This is a genomic window from Dyadobacter sp. CY356 (assembly GCF_021440195.1).
In the GTDB taxonomy this organism is placed as follows: domain Bacteria; phylum Bacteroidota; class Bacteroidia; order Cytophagales; family Spirosomataceae; genus Dyadobacter.
In genome coordinates this window covers 242,862-266,248 of record NZ_JAJTSZ010000007.1, presented here as the reverse complement: position 1 = coordinate 266,248, position 23,387 = coordinate 242,862, and the positions used below count along the sequence as shown (strand labels likewise).

Sequence of the window (23,387 nt, the reverse complement as noted above, 5' to 3'; positions counted from 1 at the left end):
AATACAATATCAGGCTAATTTTTTATCCTTATTACGCCATTCTTCCGCCTTTTTCCCGACAAACCAGAATGAAACCGCAAGTATAGCAAAGAAAATTCCTTTGTTGGTCCTGTCCCAGAAATATTCAAAGTAACGGGTATAAATATTGAGGAGGAAAAATATCAGACAGGTATCACGCAAAACATCATTTTTTGTCTGAAATGCATAAGCGGTCAGCGCAGCTAAAACAATTGTATAACCAACCGCCCAGTACCAGAGTGTTCCCTGGCGAATGACTGTCCAGCGGCTCAGATCATCATAATTGCCAAAAATCGATAGTGTCCAGGCAGCCAATAAAAACAGAAAAAGACCAATGGAATAGGTAACGGGAGTAAAGGATTTAAGTAAACTTATTTTATCAACAATCCATGAAAGTGACCAAATGAAAAGTCCGAAAATGGTCATGTTTAAGGGGTAGTTCATCCCGGCAAAACGCCAGTTCCCACCTGTCCAAAAGTATGTTTGCGCGCCCCACCAGCCTGCCAATGTCAAAAGCATCACCGTCCACAAAAGCTGTGAGTTAAGATAAGCCGCAGAGATAAAATAAGCAACAGCTGCAATTAATAACGGCCTGGCATAATTGCCCTCGAAATAGGCGAAACTGCGCGTCCAGTATGCAATAGCAATAGCCACGCTGAGAATAATTGTGATGGTATAGGTTTCGTTACTCGCTTTTGCAGTTGGAAATTTCAGTTTCCTTCTTTTTGCCAAAATGACGAACATAATGGCAACAAGAGAAAATCCGATCCCTACAACGGTTTCTGAAAATCCCCATTTGTTACGCAACAATTCTATCCACTTCTCGTCAATCACCAAGGCACCGAAAGCCAGCAATCCACAAGAAACCGCTGAGATAAAGGCATACCAGGTAATTGTATCCACGTTGGAATTTCGAAGCTCATAGCTGTTGCGTAAGTCCTCAGCAAGCTCTGGCGATATCTTACTTGTTTCCTGCCAAAAATTAATTGCATTGTTAAGAACTGCTGCTTCTTTCTTTTCTAATTCCATTTAGTTTTATGATGAGTTTGCTTTAAGGTGAAATTCCTGTTCCAGGTAGCGTTTCAAATATACCTTTTTTAATTTTTGATTATCAATATCATGCCTATTTGGGAAATTTGGTTTATAACAAAAAGGATGTATTTGTAAATAAAAAGAGAAGCCAGGTTTTTTTAGAAACTTGACTTCTCTTTTTATTTACAAATATTTTAATTATCTATTTCAATCCAGACAAAAACTCAACCACATCCCTGATTTCTCTTTTGGACATAATTGAACCCATTGGAGGCATACTGGAAGGAACATTATCCCGTTTTGCAATTCTTGCAACCGGGATTTTCAATGGCTCAGCTTCGGAAGTTTTTAGTACAAGCTCATGCGCGTTTTCCTCAGTCAGAATTCCCGCTGCCGTTTGTCCATCTTTTAAGGTTAAAACCACCATTCCAAATCCGGGCGATAATCTTGCACTCGGTTCAATGAGTGCTTGCAGGATTTGTTCTCTTGACAAGGTTGAACCAATTTTAGATAAGGATGGTCCAACAGCACCGCCTTGTCCACCAATGGAGTGGCATCGTGTACATTCTCCCTGCGAACTGGTCATGAAATATCTGCGTCCCAGCATGGCATTTCCTCCATAAAGCGATTCCTGATAGTCAGCAACTGTTGCTCCTGTTGAACGCATTGGTGCCATTTTAGCAATCAGTGCACTCGATTTTGTAGAATCAACCGCTTCACTCAGATCCAGCGCCAAAGTCTTAGGTAACTCTTTTGATGCCATTTTACTGATCAAACCATCAAAAATAGTTTCGGTCTTGGCCACGGGTAATCCACCCAAAACGCGTAACATTTGCTGCTGCTCTTTGATACTACCTTTTTCAAATATTGTTTTAGAAATATCAGAAAGAGCTTCTTTTGACATATTGACACTGCCTACCAACGCCAAAGCCGAAGTACGCACATCAGCATCAGGATCTGTCATGCCTTTTTTCATCACCGTTTCCATATCTGCATATTTCAGGTCATGCAAAGCAGTCAGCATAGCCGCTCTTACTTTTGGATCTTTACTGTCATCAAGAATTTTGGCAAGTGTTGTATTGTTATCAGATATTCCCAGTTCGCTTACCATTTGCGATGTTGCGATGAGGATAGCAGCATCATCTTCTTGCAGCAAAGTGCTGATTTGAGGTTTTATTTTTGTCTTAACAATTTCAGGATTTCTGGTAATCACCCCACGGTAACGACCATCGACACGATCCAGAACTGATGGATTTGCCCAGCTTCCCAAAGTTGCCAGTGCCTCGGCTCTCAATTCATTACTTACGTCTTTTCTTTTTGCAAAAGCAATCAGATTATCCAGTTGCTCGTCACCCCCTACACGTAATGATGCATTGATGGCGCGGCGCAACAAAGGCTCGGAAGTAAATCTTTTCTCTTTCAAAATGGCTGCCAAAGCAGGTAAAGCCGGTTCGATAGACAAATCGTCGTTGATCGCGCGAGCGGCTTCCGTTACGATATATTCATCTTTGTCTTGTAAAAATAAACTTACTTTGTCGCTGCTTAACCGGCGTAAAACCAATACTGCGGCAGTACGAAGGGATTTGTCAGAATTATTAGCAAGCGCAACCATCGGTTCAATTTCACCAATGCGGGAAAGTGCCAAAACGGCTGCGTGTCTTAAATAAAGATCTTCATCTTTATTCGCTTTGATCATATCAAGCAAGGGAGTTACAGCTTGTTTTTCCTTGATACGGCCTAATGCCTGAGCGCTAAAAAACTTGACACGAGAATTTTTATCTGTTAGCAAAGGAATTAAAAGCGGGCCTGCTTCTGCAATTTTTGCATCACCCAGAATTTTTGCAGCCTGCGCAACGATCTCCGAATCCGAATCTTTCAATAAAGTAAACAAGGTATTGGCGTACGCTTTATCCTGTCTGGACAATTGTCCAACGCCCCAGATTCCGTGAATTCTGGCCAACTGGCTTCCGGTTGCAGTGATTGCTTTGTTTAATTCCACAGCACCTTTTGCGCCACGCGAAGCCAGTTCAAACTGCGATTTTAAACGGATACGCATATCCTGATTGGATAGCAAAGTATACAACATCGACTCAGGCTGTTTTGTATAATCCAGCTGCATCAAACGTTTTGTTTCAAGTCGCAATGCTTTCAGATCATTTTTGCTATCTGTTACATCAAGTCGCCAGACGCGTCCGTAGTTTTTTGTATCCCAACCATTAATCCAGTCGGCCACATACAAAGCGCCATCCGGACCGAAACGAATACCAGTTGGCAGAATTCCGTTCAGAATATTTTTTTCTCCATCCAATACAAATGAGGCACCTTTTGGTTTCAATCCAAACGACCAGATTGGCGAACGTGCGGGATTACCGACAAACTCAACCAGGAAAAACTTGTTTTTCCATTCTGATCCCAAAGCTGTTCCCGGATTATACTGCATTCCCGTTGGGCCATTATGGAAATTCTGGATAGGAGGGATGATGTATGCCGCCTGACCTTCCCAATGCGGAACATATAACTTCTCGTCCATCCAGACTTTATAGCTGTTGTTTTTCGGATCAGTATATTTTCCATACTGCCAGTTTGAACGCCAGCCAGCATCAGAACCTTCAACTACGTGTACCAAACGCTCGCTTTCGCCCGGATGATCACCATCATTGTCAGAGCTTATCAGGTTACCATATTCATCAAAAACGAATTCGTGCGTATTTCTCAAACCACCCGCAAAGATTTCGAAATCAGTTCCATCCGGATTTGATCTTGCGATAATTCCTTCATTCGGACGTTTGAAATTTTCACCTTCCTTGGTTGTAATGTTCGCACCGATATCACCAATATTCCAGTAAATTTTACCATCAGGCCCTTCAATCGGATTGGACATACCGTGACCGCCGAATCCAATGTGCACGCCATATCCATGACTGATCGAAGTTTTCTGATCCAGAATTCCGTCGCCGTTGGTATCCTTTAATCTCCATACATCGGGAGCAATCGCAACGAAAGTGTCCTGCGCGCGAACGAGCAAACCACCCGCAACGTCAGAAACTTCTTCAAAGAAATCACTCAGAATCCGCATGGAAACGTCGGCGATTCCGTCGTTGTCAGTATCTTCCAATCGCCATACTTCATCTTTTTCAACGGTAAGATCTTTCCAGTCGTGGGAGCCGTCACCGTTAAGATCTTTCAGCCATTCGTTTTCTTTGCTTTTTTTAGGATCAAACGTACTACGTAAAAACGCCCGGCGGTCTTCAACAGATTGCAGCGCGATGGAAGATGTCATCCAGTTACGGTGACCACGGATATCAAATTCAGAGTTTTTTTGTCGGTTTGTTCTGTTCAGATAAACCCTTCCTTTATCATCAATGGATATCGCTACCGGATCCGGAGCCAGGGAATCTGATGCCCAAAGGTCAAGTTTTAATCCATCAGCCAGTTTTATCACTGTATTATCACGGATCTCCTTGGCTCTGGCTTTTCCGGTGGCAGCATCTTCCCTGATCACCATTGCTTTGCTGGAAATCTTGGTGGTGGATGGAGCCATTTTCATGCAGGATACCACCACAACGGCGGTCATTGCAAGAATCGGAAGTGGTTTTCGTAAAAAGTTTTTAGGGGTCATCAGGTTTAATTACTGTTTGGTATGGAATAAGGTCTTAGCCATGAAAGACTAAATGTATGTCGAAAAAGAATTAAGAGGAAGAAAACTGCTTTTTTTACTGCTTATTTAAACGCAGAGTTAGCAGAGTTTTTCGCAGAGTACGGTGAGTTTTGTTTTTTAAACGCGGAGGTATTGGGAGTTTTACACAGCGATCCGGGAGTTTTCTTAGTTAAATTGATAAAAACAAAAACTCCCCAAACTCAGCGTGAAACTCCCCAAACTCTGCGTTTAAAATAAATACCTATTGACGCAGAGTACGGTGAGTTTTTTTGACTAATAAATAAAACTCCCTGAACTCAGCGTTTAACTCCCCAAACTCTGCGTTTAAAAATTGACTATTTTTGTGGGAATTAAATTATTTAGCACATTGGCCTGGTATCATACATATTTTGAAGGTTTGCCGCAGAAGGCGTGGAAGTTAAATCAGGACGAAGAATATACTGAATTTGAAGTTGATTTTTTGCGGGATACGCTTGATCTGAAAGAAGGAAATAAAGTGCTGGATGTGATGGCCGGTTATGGTCGTCATGCTTTGCCGCTGGCGGATCAGGGAATGGAACTTACCTGTGTTGATTTGTCAAAAGAATATTGTGAAGAACTGGGAAAGATCGCTGCTCAGGAAAATCTTTCCGTGGAAGTGATTTGTGAAGATATCCTGGCGGTTTCTTTTGAGGCCGGATCTTTTGATGCTGCTTACTGTTTTGGAAATAGTTTCAGCTTTTTTCCTCGTGTGGATATGCAGCAATTTCTTCAAAAGATTTCTGATCTTTTGATTCCGGGAGGTCAGTTTGCCATCCACACTGAAAATCTGGCTGAGAGTATTTTTCCAAATTATCAGATTAGAAACTGGATGCCTGTTGATGGCGATATCGTTTATCTTGCTCAGAACGAATATTTTCCCGAGGAAGGTTACATTGAATCGGAGCAGACTTTTATTTCAGGTACTGAAAAAGTAACACATACCGTTCGCCAGCATATTTATACTTTGGCAGAACTTGTTTTTATGTACCAAACTGCCGGGCTAAAAGTTGTTGGCGCATTCGGAAATCTGGAAGCAGATCCTTTTATGTTAGGGGACGAACAACTTTATCTGATTGCAAGGAAATTGTAATGCTTAATGCGGGAGTCTGGAACGTAATAATCCATAGGTCCAGGTTCCTGCAATTGCGCTTAATAAGGTTATTATTACCACCAGAAAACCACTTCCGATCTGTGCAAATAATGGTCCCGGGCAAGCGCCTGTGACTGCCCAGCCAAGGCCGAACAAAAATCCTCCGTAGATCTGGCCTTTATTAAATTGTTTAGGTGGAACGCTGACTGTTTCTCCACTTATGGTTTTGATATTAAATCGTTTAATGATTTGCATAGAAATCAATCCAACAATAACCGCTGATCCAATTACTCCATACATATGAAAGGAATCTAACCTGAACATTTCCTGAATCCTGAACCAGGAAACGATTTCAGCTTTGACAAAAACGATACCGAAAAATACACCGACGATCAGGTATTTTAAATTACTGATAAAATTTTCTGTTTTTGATTGCTGATTGGTGCCGTCAAAACTGTCAATGTCTTGGTCCGGAAGATCAATTTCGGTGGTGGAATTACTTTTAATCGTTGTCATATCTTCAAATTTTGATACCCGTTTGAAATTAACTTAGTTGACTAAATTTAGCAGCCAGGGCAATAAAACCCAGGTTGAAAAGAAACCGCCAACCATAAAAAATATCGTAGCGACCAGCGACGGCCATTGTAAATTGGCAAGTCCCATGATGGCGTGTCCGGAAGTGCAGCCACCTGCATACCGAGTCCCAAAACCAACCAGAAATCCTCCTAAAACGAAAAAGATCAATCCTTTTAAAGATAAAATATTTTCAACAGAGAAGATATCAGCGGGCATTAATCCCGAAAAATCGGTAATACCCAATGCGGTTAAACTGGCTTTTGTGGATTCTGCAACAATTAAAGAATCCGGGTTTGTCAACAGATAAGTAGCAACAAAACCTCCCAAGGTAATCCCCGCTACGAAAAATAAATTCCAGGCTTCCTTTTTCCAGTCGTATTTAAAAAAAGAAATATTGGCTGGAATTACTGCTGCGCAGATATGGCGTAACGAAGAGGAAATTCCAAAGGATTTATTTCCCAGTAAAAGTAAAATCGGAACGGTAAAACCTATAAGCGGGCCCGCGATGTACCAGGGCCAGGGTTTGCGGATGAGTTCGAAGATTTCCATCTGGATTTTGTTTAAAATTCAATATTATCAAAACTAATTCATAGCGACTTCCGTCTTCTGAATCGCTCCAAAACCACCTTCAATATTTACCACATCATCAAAGCCTCTTGATTTTAGAATTGACGCAGCGATCATCGAGCGGTAACCTCCGGCACAATGGACGTAAAGCGTTTCGTTTTTTGATAAGGCGGTCATACCTTCATTGATTGTATCCAAAGGGATGTTTTCAGCACCTTCAACATGCCCGGCTTCAAACTCATCCGGTTTTCTGACATCAACAATTTTTATAGCTCCTTCGTTATATCGTTCAGCAAATTTCTGCGCTGGCAGAGAAGTTACTGTATCAATTTCCTTTCCTGATTTTTTCCAGACATTAAATCCACCATTCAGGTAACCGATGGCATAATCATAACCAACTCTTGCCAGACGTGTCACCACTTCTTCTTCGCGTCCGGGATCTGTTACCAGCAAAATATTTTGTTTCAGATCCGGAATCAGCGCACCAACCCAGGGCGCAAATCCGCCATCGATGCCGATGTTGATAGAATTTGGAATAAAACCTTTGGCAAAATCATCTGCCTTGCGGGTATCCAAAATTAAAGCACTGGTTTGATTAGCTTTTGTTTCAAACGCATCCGGTGATAATGCATGGTCACCTCGTTCCAACACATCATCTATACTTTCATAACCGTCACGGTTCATTTTCACATTTTCAGGGAAATATTGCGGCGGGTCGGTCAGCCCGGTTGTCACTTCTTTGATAAATTCCTCCTTCGTCATATCCGCACGAAGCGCATAGTTGAATCTTTTTTGGTTGCCCAAAGAATCACTGGTTTCCTTGCTCATACTTTTTCCACAAGCCGAACCAGCTCCATGCGCCGGATAAACGGTTATGTCATCAGGCAAGGTCATGATTTTGGTACGCAGACTATCAAACAAAATTCCAGCCAGATCGTCCTGGGTAACTTCTCCGTTTTGTGCAAGATCCGGTCGGCCCACATCACCGATGAAAAGCGTATCTCCACTAAAAAGAGCAATTTCTTTTCCGTTTTGATCCGATAATAAATAACAGGCAGATTCCATTGTATGGCCTGGCGTGTGAAGCACTTTTATTGAAATATCACCCAATTTGAAAACTTCACCATCTGCTGCGATATGCGCTTTGAAACCTGTATTTGCCTTTGGCCCGTATACAATTTCCGCGCCTGTTTTTTCAGCCAGATCAATATGTCCGGAAACAAAATCAGCATGGAAGTGCGTCTCAAAAACGTATTTAATCTTCACATTTGATTTTTCTGCTTTTTCAATGTAAGGTGCTACCTCACGCAAAGGGTCAATCACGGCGGCTTCACCATTGGAAGAAATAAAATAAGCTCCCTGGGCCAGACAGCCGGTATATATTTGTTCGATCTTCATCATAATCTTTTATTTTTTACAGAAACCCTGAATTGTTTCTGTCGGTTTGTATAAACCAATACTCAAAATTCGAATAAAAGTTGATAGCAGTTGGTGATATTAGTCACATTCAATTTAATTTTTTTCGGAAGTTTACCACCTCAAAAGGCTAACTCTCTCAGGATAATATAAATTCCTATACAAAGCACAAACCAGCCAAAGGTGTTTTTTAGTGCCACAGCTGAGAACTTGACCGAGAAGTAGTTGCCTGCAAAAAAGCCTGAAACTGACAATGCTGTAATTTTTAATAGCAAATGCCAGTCCGGATTGGCAGCGGGCAATCCCGCGAAAAAACCGATCATCGATTGAACACCAATAATGAGCAGGGAAGTACCTATGGCTTTTTTCATGGGTACTTTATTGAGAATGGTTAACAAAGGAATAATCAAAAAACCGCCTCCTGCACCAGAAATTCCTGAGATTGTGCCCACGGAAATTGCCTCAGCGAAAATTAATCCCAAACGTTTCTTCGGTTCAATCTTTAAGTTTTTCTCAACTTTTTCCTTTCTCGTGATCATAAACAAAGAAGCGGTGATCATCACCATTGCAAAAAACAACATGATCATCAACCTTCTTAAAATGATGACGGAGTCAAACAGAATGATTTCTTCGGGAATGGCCGGCAAAATTACTTTTCTGGCAAATATTACTGCCAGGGCAGAAGGAATACCAAAAAGTAAAGCCATCCTGAAATCAATCGATTTTTCCCTGTAAAGAGGAATGACGCCTATCAGGCTTGTGATGCCAACGATAAATAAGGAATATTCAGTCGCATTGAGCGGACTGATAGAAAATAGATAAACCAATATAGGTACGGTCAAAATTGATCCGCCTCCTCCGATTAATCCTAATGATAAGCCTGCCAGAACAGATGCCAGATAGCCAATAATCTCCATTTTTTACTACAATATTTTTGACAAATCTCGGCAGAGAAAACAGGTAAGTCTGTGACAATTGTCACCCCGGCTCAACAATTTAGCCATTCAATGTAATTTCTGTTGAGGTTTACTTTTTTGTCAATTTCCATTTTCTTCAATAACCTGGAAATTACTTCGCGTGAAGAATTTAAATCCTGGGCAATTTCCTGATGGGTGATACTTAATTGGTTATTTCCTTTTTGTTTGACCTGATTTTCAAGATAAAATTCAAGACGTTGGTCCATGCTTTTGAATATCACATGGTCGAGCATGAGCAGTAGTTCATCAAACCGGTCGCGGTAATTTTCCAGGACAAAATAATACCAGCTTTTATAATTTTTCATCAGTTCGTCGATGGCAGGAACAGGTATCAAAATCGCTACCGTATCTTCCACGGCTTTTCCTAAAACCTGGCTGGTTTCCTGTTTTGCCGCGCAAATGATGGATAAAGCGCAAGCCTGCCCAGGATTTAAATGATAGATGAAAACTTCCTCGCCATCGTCACCTTCGCGGTAAAGTTTGATAAGACCGGCTGCGATCAGTACGGTATGTTTGAAATATTGTCCCTGTCGCATGATCAATTCTCCTGCCCGAAAATGTTTCAAAATGGCAACTTCTTCTATTTTTTCTTTTAAACCCGCTTCGAAAAAAGGGAAATGCGTTTCAATATATTGATGAATTTTTGGAGAGTCAGTGGACATAAGGATTGTAATTTTAACTTCGGCAGTCGCTATCGGCTTTCAGCTTATCAGGATTCTGATGTTTGAAAACCAGTTCAGCTATTCAACTGAATGATTATCAACTTTGTTCAATTTCATGATCTGAAAGCCGAAAGCCGAAAGCCGATTGCCGATAGCTACACCTTTACTGTTTTCCATTTTCCCAGTCTAAACCTCCATATTCCCAGCAATGCCAGAATTGATTCTGCTACGGGTACTGAAATAAAGACTCCAATGGGCCCAAGTGCGAAGAAAATTGCCAGAACATAAGCCAATGGAATTTCAAGTAGCCAGAAACAGATCAGGTTTAAAACAGTAGGTGTTTTGGTATCACCGGCCCCATTCAGCGACTGGATGATCACCATACTGTATGCGTAAAAACCATAACCAAGACACAAAACCCGCAAAGCGAGTTTTCCGGTATGGATCACTTCGATATTCGGACTGAACCAGCCGATGATGTTTTCGGCTCCCACAAACATTAAAATGGAAAGTCCGAGCAGGAAAAACAAATTGTAGGATGCACATTTCCATACCGAGATTTCTGCGCGTTCCGGTTTTCCGGCACCCAGGTTTTGTCCAACCAAAGTAGCTGCTGCATTTGCCAAACCCCATGCAGGAAGGAGCGTAAACATGATCACGCGAATCGCAATGGTATAACCCGCTACAACATCGCTGCCAAATTCTGCCAGAATTCTTGTGAGAAAAATCCAGCTTGCGGAGGAAACTAAAAACTGTCCGGTGCCGCCGGCAGCAACTTTTACCATACTTACGATCGTCTCTTTGTGCGGTTTCAAATCTGCCCAGACAAATGCCAAAGCTTTATTCACACGTGTTAATGAATATAATTGATAACCCACACCAATCGAACGGCCCAAAGCCGTGGCGATTGCCGCGCCTGTTACACCGAAAGCGGGAATAAATCCAAAGCCAAAAATCAGCGTCGGCCCCAGGATCATGTTTAAGACATTTGCGATGATCAAGGAGCGCATCGCTGTCGCAGCCGCGCCGGCACCACGTAATGCGCCGCTTAATGAGTATAATAAAATTACAACAGGTGCACTGAGAAACTGTATTTGCGCGAAAATCGTCCCGGTTTCAATCACTTTCGGATCTGCACCCATAATGCTTAATACATCACCGGCAAACAAAAAACCTGCAAGGGCGATGGGCAGAGAAATGGCAAGTGAAATTAAGATCACCTGCCCGATTGCAACACGCGCCTGCGGCATGTTCCCTTCGCCTATACGTCGGGCGATGGTGGCGGTTGCGGCGGTACTTAATCCAATGGCTACCGAATAAACGAGTGTGATAACCGATTCGGTAAGTCCTACGGTTGCAACCGCTTCAATACTGACTTTGGAGACAAAAAATATATCGACAACAGCAAAAAGGGATTCCATGACCATTTCCATGATCATAGGGACAGAAAGAAGAAAAATTGCCCGGTTGATGCTGCCATCAGTAAAACTTTCTTCGGAGCCGCTCAGGGCCTGACGAAGCAGTTGTAGCCACTTTTTCATTTGAGAAGAGAAATTCAGATTAATGATAAGATACCTGCGTTTCAGAGACGCAGCTGAACAATCCTGTGAGAAGGACCAAAAAATGCAGTGTGGTTACAATGAACCGAAGACGACGATCAACATAGGCTTAAAGCGATTTTTACAAAGATACAAAACTGTTTTTTGAATATTCAAATAAAAAACTGGAATACTATTGGTGGAAGTCGTAACTTCATGCCGTTTGAACCTGAACTTTTGGCGTTTAAAATCCGTTCTCAATTTACCGTTTCTGTTAAAAAAGGGATGCTTTTGCCACTGGGACAGCTCAGGAAAGTGTGAAAGCCTGAACAAAAAATGTATCCTGAATGATTGATAAAAGTAAGTTATTTTCTACTGCCGTTGCGCAGGAAACAGCTGTGCTGGTAGCTGTAAGTACACAAAAACAAACCACCGCAAAAACCAAAGAATACCTGGAAGAGCTGGATTTTCTGGCTGCTACTTTGGGTGTCAAAACGCTCCATAAGTTCACCCAGAATCTGGAAAGAGCTGATATAAAGACTTATGTAGGAAAAGGAAAACTGGAAGAAATAAATACTTTCATCACAGCGAACCCTGTGGATATGGTTATTTTCGATGATGACCTGTCGCCTTCACAAGTGCGTAACCTTGAAGTTGTTTTTAAAGATATAAAAGTACTGGACAGAAGTCTTCTGATCCTGGATATTTTTGCGATGCGTGCCAAAACAGCACAATCGAAATTGCAGGTAGAACTTGCACAGTACCAATATATGTATCCTCGGTTGACAAGACTGTGGACCCATTTGAGTCGCCAGTCCGGGGCGGGCGTTGGTATGCGCGGTCCGGGGGAAACGGAACTTGAAACGGATAGACGTATTGTAAAAGACAGAATTGCGTTTTTGCAGGAAAAACTTGAAAAGGTGGACCGTCAAAGTATGACAAGGCGCAAGGAACGTGACCGTCTGGTGCGTGTTGCGATCGTGGGGTATACCAACGTTGGGAAATCAACACTGATGCAGGCACTTTCTAAATCTGATATTTTTGCTGAAAACAAACTTTTCGCCACCGTGGATTCTACGGTCCGGAAAGTGAATATGGAAAATATTCCATTCCTGTTGACCGATACGGTTGGGTTTATCAGGAAATTGCCAACAACACTGATCGAGTCTTTTAAATCTACGCTGGACGAAGTTCGTGAAGCTGATATTCTGGTGCACGTTGTTGATATTTCCCATGAATCTTATGAAGAACATCTGGAAGTTGTAAACAATACTTTGGTGGAAATCGGAGCGGCGGACAAGCAGACGATCCTTGTTTTCAACAAAATTGATTTATACCAGCCAGCTCCAAAAGCAGAAGAATGGGATGATGAAGGAAATACAGTTCCCGAAGAAGCATCCACAGAAAGCGTTTTGGATCAGTTGAAAAAAAGCTATCTGGCGCACAAGGCAGATCAGGTTGTATTTATTTCTGCGGCTAAAAAAGAAAATATGGAAGAGCTGCGCAATACGTTATTTGCTGCGGTAAAATCCAAACACTTCGCGATTTATCCAAACTGGCTAGATTTAGGATATTCTGCTGTGCAATCAGAAGAATAATCACTTGTAATTGAATCGGAATTTTTCCACTTTTGCACCCCGATTGGTATTCATAGGAATATGGATACCAATTTGTTTTGACTGCGTAGTTCAACGGATAGAATAGGAGTTTCCTAAACTCTAGATATGGGTTCGATTCCCGTCGCGGTCACTTTAAGCCGCCTCAATTTTTTGGGGCGGCTTTTTTGTTTTTTGGGGTAAATATTCTTGTCGTTACAAAATATGACTGGATCGGGAGTATTATTTTGATATTCTATCTTTGTCTCAAGAATAGATTCAAATGGGTCTGTGAGGGCACAGACCAAGGAATAGAATGCTATGTAAATCGCAATTAATCCTGTATTTGAACTTCAAACCTGCTTTCGGGCTGTATCGTAACTCGGTTTGCAATTTCAAATGTTTCGTAAATCGGCAACTGGGATCCAATAACTTCAAAACTGACTACAATTGAGTATGGAATAATGTCTTTTAATCCTTTTTGCCAGCCATTATGCCCAACAACCGCTATACAAAATTCCTTTGGTAATTTATTTGATGGAATCATGCACCAATCTTTCTGAGTGGTATTATCCTGCCTCTTTATATCCCGTATTTGACCTCTATTAGACCGGTCGTAGATGGTCCATGGTATATTATCTGTCCCACCACCATTCGGCTTTGGATCACTAAACATTTTTAAAACTCTTTTTGAAAAAACCTCATAGTTCTCATTAAATGTAGAGATTTCCCAGCCTAACCATGAAGAAAGGTAAGATTTAAGATATTTTCTTGTACGTCTAATTTTAGAGGTATATGACAAAGTGATTTCTACCAGTATTTCGCTGTCTAAACCAGGGCGGTTAATTTCTTTTGGAACATTTATTACATAGACATCTGCGGATTTGGGAGAAACTTTGCCTTCACTTAAAAATGTTATTCGTGACTCAGAATTTTCTGAAGCTCTATTTAAAGACGGAATTCCATATCCAAGCATTTGCATGTCTATTACAGAAGGATCTCTCCATTTTTCCTCAGGAAGTCTTGCAGATTGGACAATTAATGCCTTATAAGAAATTGGTGAAAGCAAGGGGAATTTTTTATTTAGCCAACCAGCAATGTGTGTTACTTTGGGGGCTGAAAAAGAAGTTCCAACAGAGTGCTTACTAATAGCAGAATTTGAATTTAGAGTAGAGCAAATTAATTCAGGAGAAATTGACTGTTCGTTTGATAATAATTTACTGCCTAATTTTTCTACTGCAAAGTCTCCTCCGTACTCTACAACATCTGGCTTAATCATATCCCAAATTCCTAGACCTGAACGTGAAAAGGATGATGGATCGTTAAGCTTTCCGAATGATTGTTTATCATCATCTTCATAATTGTTATGACAAACTGAACCTACTGTCAATGAAAAAGAGGAAATAGATGGATTGGCAACCTTACTACTTACTTGTGTCAAGAAATTAGGATATTCATGCCCATTATCGATATATTCTCGAATGCCTGGTGAACCTGCTTTAGATGAAGAACGAGCAATATTACCAGCTGCAATTATAAAAAGCTTCTCCTTCTCATGTGTTAGTTTATCGATGGTGGCCGCCCAGGCCGGCATATGCGTACCAGAGAATGCATTTTCTTGGGCAATTGAGAGGTTGAATATTTTACATTCGTCAAATTGCTGTACTACATTGATCATTAAATTAGCTGGATCAACTCCATCAGGAATTAAATTTTGATCATTAAGCACACGAGCATTTACTAACCAAAAAGGTAGTTGGTGATTACCAGATTTTGGAATATTATTTGCATACAGGATCGCACCCGCAACTTTGGTTCCATGCCCACCTGAGCTTACTTTATCAGCAACGTCAGTGTCATTAGGTACAAAAGATAATGATAAACCGGATAATATTGCTGGATTTAATAATTTGTGATTTTCTTGAATTCCGCTATCGATTACGCAAATTTTCGGAGCGTTAAGGTCTGGTGCAGCTAGTTGAGTGGTGATTTCTAAAACCTCTCCATCATCACCAAAAAAGTCATTTTGTGAGCTATTAAGCCCTAATTCAAATAGATACGGGTAATTCAATGTTAAATCTTTCAATCCAAGCCCATTGATTTTGAAAGATATATAGAAGCTATCATTAAAATCGATGTACGCACTAATGTCTGTTGCTCCATAATTTCCTAAAAGAACATCAAATTGATCTTGCCTTTCAAACGCTTTGTCGTCACGTTGCTCTCTTATTAAACGATCAGCTTGATGCCATTTTTCTATCTTCACTGAATATTGTTCATCGGTCAGATCCTTTTTATCCGGGTAAGCTGGCGCAGAGAGGTAACATGCAATTCCTGCATACACAAAAAACATGTCACGATCACCAAGACGATCCCAGTTCGCACTTAATTCAGGAGTTAGTATATTCTGGATTCGCCATGTGACACCGTCATTTATACTCCATAACTTGGCAGCAGTATCTTTATACCTTCCTTGAGAAGCGATGAAAGCAGCAATTTTTTCTGATAGAGATGAGAAATCATCGGTAGATACACCAATTACATAGCCGTTTTGTTCTTCTGAGAGAAGTTCAATTCCCCAATGTTTAAGTGATTCAATCGGAAATGATTCTGTATCAATTTGAAGAAAGACAGGTATTTTATCTTCAAATGGCAATTCAGGCAATCCCTTATTTTCTCTTTCTGTTCGTTGCGTAACCCATCTTTTTCGTAGACTAGAAATGCTTGTCGTCAGTGAGACAGCATGTGCAGGCCTATTTACTAAATTTTGTAAAGTAAGAGCTCCTTTTTTATTTGAGCCACCCGATGGAAATTTATATTCTCCAAAAATTTTTCGTGATAGAGGAAGGTGAGGGAAATCTGACATTAGGATTTGTAATAAAGTTGGTTTTCACTTAGAGATTGTAAGATGTTGTCTTCATTAACTATGCCTTTTCCTTGGATAACAGATATTTTCGCAGCGTCAATGGCAATTTTTACAATGAGCGCCGCAGAAAAACCTAACATCTTGTTAGAGAGATCTTTCCATGCTAAATTTGGTTGGGTGTCTATAGCGGAAAGAGTAGATTTAAGTATTCTTAAAATCTCTTCTTTCCCTGGTTTGGTAATTTCAATGATATCGTCAAACCTTCTAAATAGTGCTTTATCGATGCTTCCTTCTAAATTGGTTGTTGCAACGATAATACCAGGCCCTTCATAGTCTTCCAGTACATTTAGCAATATATTGACAATTCTATGCATTTCTCCTACATCGTGTTTGCTATCCCTAGATTTTGCTATAAAATCAAACTCATCTAGTAATAAGACACATGGGAAATTTTTAATGGCCTCAAATAATTTTTTTAGATTAGATGCAGACTCTCCGAGGTAAGAAGATATAATTGCCTCAAACCGTACTTTTAAAAACGGTAATCCAATGTTCCAGGCTATTCGTTCTGCGCTCATGCTTTTCCCACATCCTGGCCCACCATGAAATAAGATTCTTCTCCTTGGTTTAAGTCCATATAATGCAAGACGCTCTCTCGCAACAAATTCCTTTTCTATTCTTTGTATCTTTAATTCAATTTCAGCTGGTAGAACCATTTCATGTCGCAAATTTTCCCGGCTGATGGCCGTTGCCAAGGGAATATTGTTACGGTTCTCTTTGGGAATGTTTAGGTCTGATCCAAAAATATTTTGCATCTCTCCTTTATAAGACTGATGCGTATTGATATTTGACTCCAGAATAGATGATAATCGATCTGCTAGCCTTGTATGCCCTTTTTTTCGTTCATCATCTATGATAAACTCAGCAACCTGGACAATATCATCTTTCTTTTCTCCCTCAATTGAGCGAAAAAGCCGTATCATGAGATCTTGATTCATAAATAAACAAAGTAGTTGCCCTTAATACTATGTTAAGATGCAAATTTGAGATGGTAATACATAATATACAGTAAATTATCTATGGATTGATGTATAGATATGCATTAGATAGTGTAGCAAATCGCAGAAAACGATTACTTTCTTGTTTTTTGAAAGGTATTTATATCATTTCATTTATAATTACTAATGTTAACAAATGTATAACAGTTTAATGATCTCTCATAAATTTGATACCATTTTGCTACCCTATTTTAATTGTTTTTTTAAGCTGCTGATTTTCAGAGATAACCATATTCCCGTCGCCATCACAAAGGCCAGCCTTTTAGCCTGCCTTCTGTGACGGCAATAAAATTACAATCCACACCATCCATGTCACTTAATCTTTTTATATAGCAATAACAGAGACCTTATAGAAAAAGAATGCGGATAGTGGATGTAAAATCAATTCTGTACAATTGAACCCTAAGCGCAGTTTTTGTCGAAAAATTTTTAAGACATATTAAAAAAATAATGTACCCACTATACGGAAGTCCATGTTAAATCTTAGTTTTGTATCAGGCTAATTGATTGGATACGGACTTTTTTAGCTATGAAAATATCCGATCGCAAATGTTAGAAAAGGGCGAGAAGTTGGCAACGTATCAAGAGAGAAGCAGAGATAGCGTTGCAATTTGCCAGGCCTTTCATTTGAGATAAATTTATGATCAATGGCTTGTCCTGCTAAGCCCTTTGACCAATATACTCAGCTTAAAAGAATGTCAAATTTCTCAACATTGCTATCTAAATATTATTCGTTTTTTAAGGTCATTGTCTGGATTGCGATTGGAAATGTGATTGCCTTATTTGGGTATTTTGTATATATTTTCGCTTACAATTTTCCCTTTTATGACGACTATGATAACCTGATCCTTTTTCTGTCAGAATACATCAAATCTGACGGAATATCAAGGAAAATAATGCTCCTTTTTGAACAGAATTTCGAGCACCGGGTAATATTTGCAAAGGTTTTGACATTGCTTTATTACAAAATAACCGGTGAAATTGACATAAAAGGGCTGATCATGCTGGGTGATCTCAGTTTAATTGGCGTTTTCATATTCTTTGTCTTATTAAAAAGAGATAAAAAATTATCCCTGCTTTCGCTTTTTGCCATCGCCTGTGTGCTTTTTCAGTTACAGCACTACGAAGATTCGATCTCGTGGGCGACTTGTAGCTTGCAGCACGCTCCTTGTATTTTCTTTTCTTTATGGAGTTTTTACCTGGCTATTTTTCGTAAAAAGTTTCCGTTAAGCGCCATACTTGCAGTTCTTGCTTTATTTACCAGCGCAAATGGTATGATGACGATTCTGATCTGGCTCATCATCTTTTATTCATCCGCCAAACTTTCCCTGAGCCGTATTGGTTTGTCACTGGCAGTTATCTCGATCACGTTGATCCATTTGATGACTTTGAAAATGTACTCAGGGTCTGTACTTGGAAATTTCACAAGCAATTTTTTTCCTAAATGTATTCTTCTGATTTCATTTGCCGGTCAACTGGCCGACTCCAAAGTGGTTGGACATGAGGCTCCTTGCATTATACTTGGAACTTTGTTTTTGTTTCCTTTTGTAATTGCTGCGATAAAACTGGCCTTGGGAAAAGGAAAGGATATCAGTCAGTTACAGTGGTTTTGTCTGGCTGGGCTTACTTCAGTGCTGTTTGTTGGATTTTTGATAACCTTTGCCCGCGGTACCGAACCAGATCATTTCGGTTTTAAACTGGATCGTTACAAAATATACTCTGCATTTTTTGGCGTCTTCGCAATAGGATTTTACGATCAATATTGGAATCATTTATTTTTGGGAAAACTTGTCAGGCTTTCCCTCGCATCCATAGCATTTGTCTTTTGCCTGAGTTCTTACTACCTGTACGCTGATAAAACGGAAAATTACAGGAATGACATCATGACCAATCAAATTAATTATGCATGGAATAAAAGCACCTACTTTCCGATTGTTTTTAGAAATAATTTATCCGCATCTGATTTCGATTTTTGCCTGAGGACTTTTTTCTTCCCCAAACCTGATCCTGTTGAAAAATCTGTAAAAAGCATTGAGTGGGAGAAAGTTACAAAATTGATAAATGTTTCTAAGTCGGATGATAATAAGGTTCTTAAACTGAAAAATACTGATTTAAAGATGGATACGGGCAGCGGCATTTCCAGGCTGTTTGTCGTAGCAACGGCGACTGACCAAGAGCAGCCAAAATATATATTTCCCGTAAACAATACCTATAAACGTTCATTCAGGCATTTTTATACATCGTTTCGAAAAATACCTATGGATGGTTTTGATGTTACCATTTTTAAGGAAAAAATAGAAAACGCTGATTATAAGCTGCATCTCGTTTATTTTGTGAACAACAAAATTGTCGATGTTTATAATATTGGGTCCATGCACGTGTCGAGATAAATTTATTGAAGATAGAGCTGGCCTTGTCACTACACATTGTAGAAGGGGCATAGTTATTGAGCATGCTTAATCATGACCAACTTTTTGAAAGCAAAATGGGAAAATCTGATCATGGCTAATTATGCTGTGCCACCAGAAATATTAGCACCGTATATTCCCAAAGGTGTGGAACTGGATTTTTATGAAGGCAAAACCTATGTTAGTCTCGTTGGTTTTCTTTTCAAAGACACCAGGATTTTCAATGTTCCAATCCCATTTTACGGGACTTTTGAAGAAGTCAATCTCCGCTTTTACGTAATCAGGAAAACAGAAAATGGTGAAAAAAGAGGTGTTGTTTTTATCAATGAAACGGTACCAAGTAAGATAGTCGCAGCGGTTGCCAATTATTTATATAAGGAACACTATGTCTCCATTCCGACACACCATGACTGGAAGACTGATGGTAAAACCAAACAAATAAAATTTGACTGGAAAATCGCCGGCAACTGGAATTCAATCTATGCAGAAGCTAAGGAAGCGGGTATACCCATGTCTACCGGCAGTATAGAAGAATTCATTTTTGAACATTATTACGGTTATACCAAAGTCGATGAGGAGACCACGGAAGAATACAATATTCAACATGCTCGTTGGAACGTCAACGAAGTGATTAATTATGAGATCAACTGTAATTTTGCTGCGATGTATGGAGATGAGTTTGACTTTTTAAAAGACAGAAAACCTGATTCTGTTATGCTGGCGGAAGGATCTTCCGTTGCAGTGAAATGGAAAAGAACCCGGATTTGATCTGAGGTGGATTGATGCATAAAATCCTGGAATTTATTCCATAGGAAATCGATTATTATCGCAGGCAAAGTGCCGTGAAGCACTACCGATTTAGAAATCAATAACTCTTAAAAACACTCACTCAATTTACAAGCATTTCCGGATCAATACACTCCATTAGCTTATTTCCTGAAATTTCCCTGGAATGAATCTCCGCGTCAACCGGTCCTTTGAAGTCCAGAACCGCCAATCTATTTTCACTTCGATAAATAAAAGAAACAGCGAGACGGGGATTTCCGAGATTAAAGGTTTTGGCTCCATTATCCGGATATTCCGCTATTAGCTTTTCCAGAATTCCTCATTTGCAAATTCCAGGCACTTTAATATAAACTGGTCATATTCTCCATCCCAATTTAAATAAAGGAGATATGGGTACTTATCCCTGATTTTAAAATAAAAGTTAAAACGGCGGCGTTGGGCAAAAACGCCTGAGAGTACCAGCTCGGATGATTCCGGGAAGTATAGCTTTATTTCATCGCGCAAATAATCTATCGCATTCATACTGTTGAGTTCTTCTTTGTTCTGTTATTTGTTAATTATAACAAATGTATTCATGAAATTTTAGTTTTTGGTGAAATTATTGTTATTAAATACAGAAGGTGCATAATGAGAGAATTTGACTATGGGATTTAGTTTATCAACTCTCCCCAAAGTTATAGTTGAAGAAAAATCGGTAGATCCACTTAAGTTGTCACAAGGCAATTAAAGACGTTTAGTGTTTTTTTACTATATTAGTGTAATCAAAATTTCGAAAATGAAATTAACAGTCTTGATCATTCAGGGAGCTGAAAGTTTGGTAGGCTCAATTAAGGAAATTCCTTCCGTTATTACCCAAGGGAATACGAGAGAAGAAGTAATGGAGAATATTCAGGATGCCCTTGAGTTATATTTGGAAGATATGCGCTCAGAGGAAGACTTTGGGGATGTCGTTTCCAAAGAAGAATTGGTTTTTGCCTGATGTCTGTAAAAAGAAGTAAATTCATCAAACATTTAGAGCAACATTCTTGCTATCTCCACAGAAACGGTGGTAAACATGATATTTTCAGGAATGAGCTGACTGGTAAGAAAACGACAGTTCCCAGACATGCGCAATTAGATTTATTTTTATGTGAAGCAATCTGCAAACAACTCGAAATTGATAAGTTATAATAAGTCTTCCACAATAGTCAGGTCCGTCTTACCTCAAATCTGAACCCCAAAACCCCAAATTTACGTTAAATACCCACGCAGCCTAAACCATCTGCGGGCACTATTCAACGACTAAAAAATATGAACGAGATTGAGCCGTATTATAATTGGGAGAAACATTATGTTGCCAGCCGGGATCGTCGGTCGCCGTTTTATGGCAGAACTTACAATCTTGATTATTACGAAAATGCAATTTATGGTTATTACATTCATCCGCTCTGGGATGAGATTGGTTCTGAAACGCTTTATGTCAAAATTCTTTTTGCAGATTATAACAAACATTTCGCCATCATTGAGCTGATGGGTGAGTGGAATGACACGCTGCACAATGATATTATGTATCTCAAACGCCAGGTTGTTGACCCGCTGATTGATGAAGGTATCAACCAGTTTATCCTGATGGGCGAAAATGTAATGAATTTTCATGGCGGCGAAGATGATTATTATGCTGAGTGGTTTGATGATATCGAAGACGGGTGGATTGCAGCTGTAAACTTCCGGGAACATGTGGAGGAAGAATGGAAACGTTGCCGGCTGGATTACTACCTGAATTTTGGCGGTACGTTACAGATGGAGAACTGGCGCACTATGCAGCCGGATTTCTTTTATGAAATTGTTAAAAAATTGATCATTAGAAGGTTATCATAGTAAAAAGGTTTGCGTTTGTTTGCAACGTTCGGAACTCCTTTGTAGCTTACGCATTCAACCTTTTCTAACTTATTCCATCCAAACCAACACCCACAGTTATGGCAGCTAATGAAGAACCAACCCCGTCCGAAGGATCATTGGATAAAAAAATTGAAGATATCAAGGCAAAGTCTACCGAATTGAAAGATGAAACTGCAAAGGGTGTTGAGGAGATTGGAGAAGATGTGAAAGATGCAGCAGCATTGAAAGTTGAAGAGACAAAAGAAACCGCCGAAGAAAAGATAGCCGAAGTAAAGAGTGACACAGCAGATGTGAAGGCGGAAGCCGAAGTAAAAGCTGAGGAATATAAGGCAATTGCAGCGGATAAAGTTGAAGATGTAAAAAGTGAAGCATCTGAACTTGCTGCAAAAGCAGAAAACAAAACCGAAGAATTGAAAGTGGCCGCGCAAGAAAAAGTTGAGGAAGTGAAAACAGATGCAGCTGAACTTAAAGCAGAGGCAGCAGAAAAAATAGATGAATTGAAAGCTGATGCTTCGGATAAGGTAGACAATGCAAAAGAAGTCGTTGCCGAAGTTAAAGAAGATGTTTCAGCATCAGCGGAGGCATACAAAGAAGTTGCGGAAGAAAAGATAGAAGAAGTAAAAGCGGAATTTGAAGATGCGAAAATTGAAGCTTCAGACAAAGCCGAAGAATTAACAGCAGAAGCAGGAGAAAAAGTTGAAGCTGTACAGGAAAAGGCTGTTGAGGTGAAAGATGAGGTTGTTGAAAAAGCAGCCGAGGTGAAAGAAGAAGCGGCTGAAAAAGTCGAAGAAGTGAAAGCCGGGTTTTCTTCAAAAGTTGAGCAGCTTCAAAACGAAGTAGAACTGAATATTGCCGCCGGAAAAGTAAAAGCTGAAGGGGTTATTTCTGAACTTCAGGGCAGAGCAGGCACTTTGAAAGAAGATGCAGCTGAAAAGTTTGCTGATTTGAAAGATGAGGCGGCTGAGAAGTTCGCTGATCTGAAAGAAGATGCTACCGAAAGATTTGAAGATGCAAAAGTTATTGCCTCTGAGAAATTTGAAGATGCAAAAGAAATTGCCGCTGAAAAATTAGCGGAAGCGCAGGAAAAAGCAACAGAGCTGAAAGCGAAAGCAGAAGTAGAAATAGAAGAACTGAAAGTTGCAGCTTCTGAAAAATATGAGGAAACTAAAACGAAGGCCAAAGGTTTCTGGGCCAGATTGTTTGGCAAATAAGAAATAATCTGATTTCAATGATGCCTGTCT

The 23,387-nt window shown here is 40.0% G+C and carries 20 protein-coding genes and 1 tRNA gene; 10 read left to right on the top strand and 11 right to left on the bottom strand.

Annotated elements, in window-relative coordinates; all coding sequences use genetic code 11:
* Positions 1–9: 9 nt before the first annotated feature.
* On the bottom strand, positions 10–1,047 hold the full coding sequence (locus LXL81_RS22030) for a hypothetical protein (RefSeq protein ID WP_234648920.1): 1,038 nt from the start codon (positions 1,045–1,047) through the stop codon (positions 10–12).
* A 205-nt stretch (positions 1,048–1,252) separates the two neighbouring features.
* On the bottom strand, positions 1,253–4,669 hold the full coding sequence (locus tag LXL81_RS22025) for a HEAT repeat domain-containing protein (RefSeq protein WP_234648919.1): 3,417 nt from the start codon (positions 4,667–4,669) through the stop codon (positions 1,253–1,255).
* A 382-nt stretch (positions 4,670–5,051) separates the two neighbouring features.
* Between LXL81_RS22025 and LXL81_RS22020 the strand changes: the two genes are divergently transcribed.
* Complete coding sequence (locus LXL81_RS22020) at positions 5,052–5,819, top strand: class I SAM-dependent methyltransferase (protein ID WP_234648918.1); 768 nt, start codon at positions 5,052–5,054, stop codon at positions 5,817–5,819.
* Positions 5,820–5,822: 3 nt separating this feature from the next.
* Here the strand turns inward: LXL81_RS22020 and LXL81_RS22015 are convergent, their stop codons facing one another.
* The 6 genes from LXL81_RS22015 to LXL81_RS21990 all read right to left on the bottom strand — a co-directional run bounded on the left by LXL81_RS22015 (position 5,823) and on the right by LXL81_RS21990 (position 11,558).
* Positions 5,823–6,335, bottom strand: coding sequence for a DUF6691 family protein (locus LXL81_RS22015; protein WP_234648917.1), 513 nt, complete (start codon positions 6,333–6,335; stop codon positions 5,823–5,825).
* Between the two features lie 33 nt (positions 6,336–6,368).
* A complete protein-coding gene (locus LXL81_RS22010; RefSeq protein WP_234648916.1) occupies positions 6,369–6,944 on the bottom strand; it encodes a YeeE/YedE family protein in 576 nt (191 codons plus the stop codon).
* Between the two features lie 33 nt (positions 6,945–6,977).
* Positions 6,978–8,360 (bottom strand): rhodanese-like domain-containing protein, encoded by a 1,383-nt coding sequence (locus tag LXL81_RS22005; protein ID WP_234649002.1) that lies wholly within the window; start codon positions 8,358–8,360, stop codon positions 6,978–6,980.
* A 140-nt stretch (positions 8,361–8,500) separates the two neighbouring features.
* Positions 8,501–9,295, bottom strand: coding sequence for a sulfite exporter TauE/SafE family protein (locus tag LXL81_RS22000; protein WP_234648915.1), 795 nt, complete (start codon positions 9,293–9,295; stop codon positions 8,501–8,503).
* A gap of 71 nt (positions 9,296–9,366) precedes the next feature.
* The gene (locus LXL81_RS21995; RefSeq protein ID WP_234648914.1) at positions 9,367–10,017 is read right to left on the bottom strand and encodes a Crp/Fnr family transcriptional regulator; all 651 of its coding nucleotides are present in this window, start codon (positions 10,015–10,017) and stop codon (positions 9,367–9,369) included.
* A 155-nt stretch (positions 10,018–10,172) separates the two neighbouring features.
* Positions 10,173–11,558, bottom strand: coding sequence for an MATE family efflux transporter (locus LXL81_RS21990; protein WP_234648913.1), 1,386 nt, complete (start codon positions 11,556–11,558; stop codon positions 10,173–10,175).
* Between the two features lie 162 nt (positions 11,559–11,720).
* Between LXL81_RS21990 and LXL81_RS21985 the strand changes: the two genes are divergently transcribed.
* The 3 genes from LXL81_RS21985 to LXL81_RS21975 all read left to right on the top strand — a co-directional run bounded on the left by LXL81_RS21985 (position 11,721) and on the right by LXL81_RS21975 (position 13,304).
* Positions 11,721–11,876 (top strand): hypothetical protein, encoded by a 156-nt coding sequence (locus tag LXL81_RS21985; protein ID WP_234648912.1) that lies wholly within the window; start codon positions 11,721–11,723, stop codon positions 11,874–11,876.
* A gap of 26 nt (positions 11,877–11,902) precedes the next feature.
* On the top strand, positions 11,903–13,153 hold the full coding sequence (gene hflX / locus LXL81_RS21980) for a GTPase HflX (protein WP_234648911.1): 1,251 nt from the start codon (positions 11,903–11,905) through the stop codon (positions 13,151–13,153).
* Positions 13,154–13,232: 79 nt separating this feature from the next.
* Positions 13,233–13,304, top strand: a tRNA-Arg gene (locus tag LXL81_RS21975).
* A 180-nt stretch (positions 13,305–13,484) separates the two neighbouring features.
* On the opposite strand, the gene LXL81_RS21970 is transcribed toward LXL81_RS21975, so the two are convergent.
* Together LXL81_RS21970 and LXL81_RS21965 are read right to left on the bottom strand one after the other, a co-directional pair.
* Positions 13,485–16,016 (bottom strand): S8 family peptidase, encoded by a 2,532-nt coding sequence (locus tag LXL81_RS21970; RefSeq protein WP_234648910.1) that lies wholly within the window; start codon positions 16,014–16,016, stop codon positions 13,485–13,487.
* A complete protein-coding gene (locus LXL81_RS21965; RefSeq protein ID WP_234648909.1) occupies positions 16,016–17,014 on the bottom strand; it encodes an AAA family ATPase in 999 nt (332 codons plus the stop codon). The genes LXL81_RS21970 and LXL81_RS21965 overlap by 1 nt, the downstream gene beginning before the upstream one ends.
* Before the next feature lie 755 nt (positions 17,015–17,769).
* On the opposite strand from LXL81_RS21965, the gene LXL81_RS21960 reads away from it, so the two are divergent.
* Both LXL81_RS21960 and LXL81_RS21955 read left to right on the top strand, forming a co-directional pair.
* Positions 17,770–19,464, top strand: a complete 1,695-nt coding sequence (locus tag LXL81_RS21960; protein ID WP_234648908.1) for a hypothetical protein — start codon at positions 17,770–17,772, stop codon at positions 19,462–19,464.
* Between the two features lie 72 nt (positions 19,465–19,536).
* Positions 19,537–20,250 carry a YqjF family protein gene (locus LXL81_RS21955; RefSeq protein WP_234648907.1) on the top strand — a complete coding sequence of 238 codons (714 nt, stop codon included), beginning with the start codon at positions 19,537–19,539 and terminating at the stop codon, positions 20,248–20,250.
* A 318-nt stretch (positions 20,251–20,568) separates the two neighbouring features.
* On the opposite strand, the gene LXL81_RS21950 is transcribed toward LXL81_RS21955, so the two are convergent.
* The gene (locus LXL81_RS21950; RefSeq protein WP_234648906.1) at positions 20,569–20,790 is read right to left on the bottom strand and encodes a hypothetical protein; all 222 of its coding nucleotides are present in this window, start codon (positions 20,788–20,790) and stop codon (positions 20,569–20,571) included.
* Between the two features lie 253 nt (positions 20,791–21,043).
* Here LXL81_RS21950 and LXL81_RS21945 point away from each other — a divergent pair, with 253 nt between their 5' ends.
* From LXL81_RS21945 to LXL81_RS21930, 4 genes are all read left to right on the top strand, one after another.
* Positions 21,044–21,247, top strand: coding sequence for a type II toxin-antitoxin system HicB family antitoxin (locus LXL81_RS21945; RefSeq protein WP_234648905.1), 204 nt, complete (start codon positions 21,044–21,046; stop codon positions 21,245–21,247).
* Positions 21,247–21,438 carry a type II toxin-antitoxin system HicA family toxin gene (locus LXL81_RS21940; protein WP_234648904.1) on the top strand — a complete coding sequence of 64 codons (192 nt, stop codon included), beginning with the start codon at positions 21,247–21,249 and terminating at the stop codon, positions 21,436–21,438. The genes LXL81_RS21945 and LXL81_RS21940 overlap by 1 nt, the downstream gene beginning before the upstream one ends.
* 120 nt (positions 21,439–21,558) lie before the next feature.
* Complete coding sequence (locus tag LXL81_RS21935) at positions 21,559–22,125, top strand: hypothetical protein (RefSeq protein WP_234648903.1); 567 nt, start codon at positions 21,559–21,561, stop codon at positions 22,123–22,125.
* A 98-nt stretch (positions 22,126–22,223) separates the two neighbouring features.
* Positions 22,224–23,357 carry a hypothetical protein gene (locus tag LXL81_RS21930; RefSeq protein ID WP_234648902.1) on the top strand — a complete coding sequence of 378 codons (1,134 nt, stop codon included), beginning with the start codon at positions 22,224–22,226 and terminating at the stop codon, positions 23,355–23,357.
* Positions 23,358–23,387: the final 30 nt, after the last annotated feature.

Excerpts from the sequence above, each read along its gene's own strand:
- LXL81_RS21990 (WP_234648913.1), bottom strand. The coding sequence starts at position 11,558 with ATGAAAAAGTGGCTACAACTGCTTCGTCAGGCCCTGAGCGGCTCCGAA.
- LXL81_RS22005 (WP_234649002.1), bottom strand. The coding sequence starts at position 8,360 with ATGAAGATCGAACAAATATATACCGGCTGTCTGGCCCAGGGAGCTTAT.
- LXL81_RS21970 (WP_234648910.1), bottom strand. The coding sequence starts at position 16,016 with ATGTCAGATTTCCCTCACCTTCCTCTATCACGAAAAATTTTTGGAGAA.
- LXL81_RS21930 (WP_234648902.1), top strand. The coding sequence starts at position 22,224 with ATGGCAGCTAATGAAGAACCAACCCCGTCCGAAGGATCATTGGATAAA.
- LXL81_RS21940 (WP_234648904.1), top strand. The coding sequence starts at position 21,247 with ATGTCTGTAAAAAGAAGTAAATTCATCAAACATTTAGAGCAACATTCT.
- LXL81_RS21935 (WP_234648903.1), top strand. The coding sequence starts at position 21,559 with ATGAACGAGATTGAGCCGTATTATAATTGGGAGAAACATTATGTTGCC.
- LXL81_RS22010 (WP_234648916.1), bottom strand. The coding sequence starts at position 6,944 with ATGGAAATCTTCGAACTCATCCGCAAACCCTGGCCCTGGTACATCGCG.
- LXL81_RS21965 (WP_234648909.1), bottom strand. The coding sequence starts at position 17,014 with ATGAATCAAGATCTCATGATACGGCTTTTTCGCTCAATTGAGGGAGAA.
- LXL81_RS22030 (WP_234648920.1), bottom strand. The coding sequence starts at position 1,047 with ATGGAATTAGAAAAGAAAGAAGCAGCAGTTCTTAACAATGCAATTAAT.
- LXL81_RS21945 (WP_234648905.1), top strand. The coding sequence starts at position 21,044 with ATGAAATTAACAGTCTTGATCATTCAGGGAGCTGAAAGTTTGGTAGGC.
- LXL81_RS21950 (WP_234648906.1), bottom strand. The coding sequence starts at position 20,790 with ATGAATGCGATAGATTATTTGCGCGATGAAATAAAGCTATACTTCCCG.
- LXL81_RS21995 (WP_234648914.1), bottom strand. The coding sequence starts at position 10,017 with ATGTCCACTGACTCTCCAAAAATTCATCAATATATTGAAACGCATTTC.
- LXL81_RS21960 (WP_234648908.1), top strand. The coding sequence starts at position 17,770 with ATGTCAAATTTCTCAACATTGCTATCTAAATATTATTCGTTTTTTAAG.
- hflX (WP_234648911.1), top strand. The coding sequence starts at position 11,903 with ATGATTGATAAAAGTAAGTTATTTTCTACTGCCGTTGCGCAGGAAACA.
- LXL81_RS21955 (WP_234648907.1), top strand. The coding sequence starts at position 19,537 with ATGACCAACTTTTTGAAAGCAAAATGGGAAAATCTGATCATGGCTAAT.
- LXL81_RS22025 (WP_234648919.1), bottom strand. The coding sequence starts at position 4,669 with ATGACCCCTAAAAACTTTTTACGAAAACCACTTCCGATTCTTGCAATG.
- LXL81_RS22000 (WP_234648915.1), bottom strand. The coding sequence starts at position 9,295 with ATGGAGATTATTGGCTATCTGGCATCTGTTCTGGCAGGCTTATCATTA.
- LXL81_RS22015 (WP_234648917.1), bottom strand. The coding sequence starts at position 6,335 with ATGACAACGATTAAAAGTAATTCCACCACCGAAATTGATCTTCCGGAC.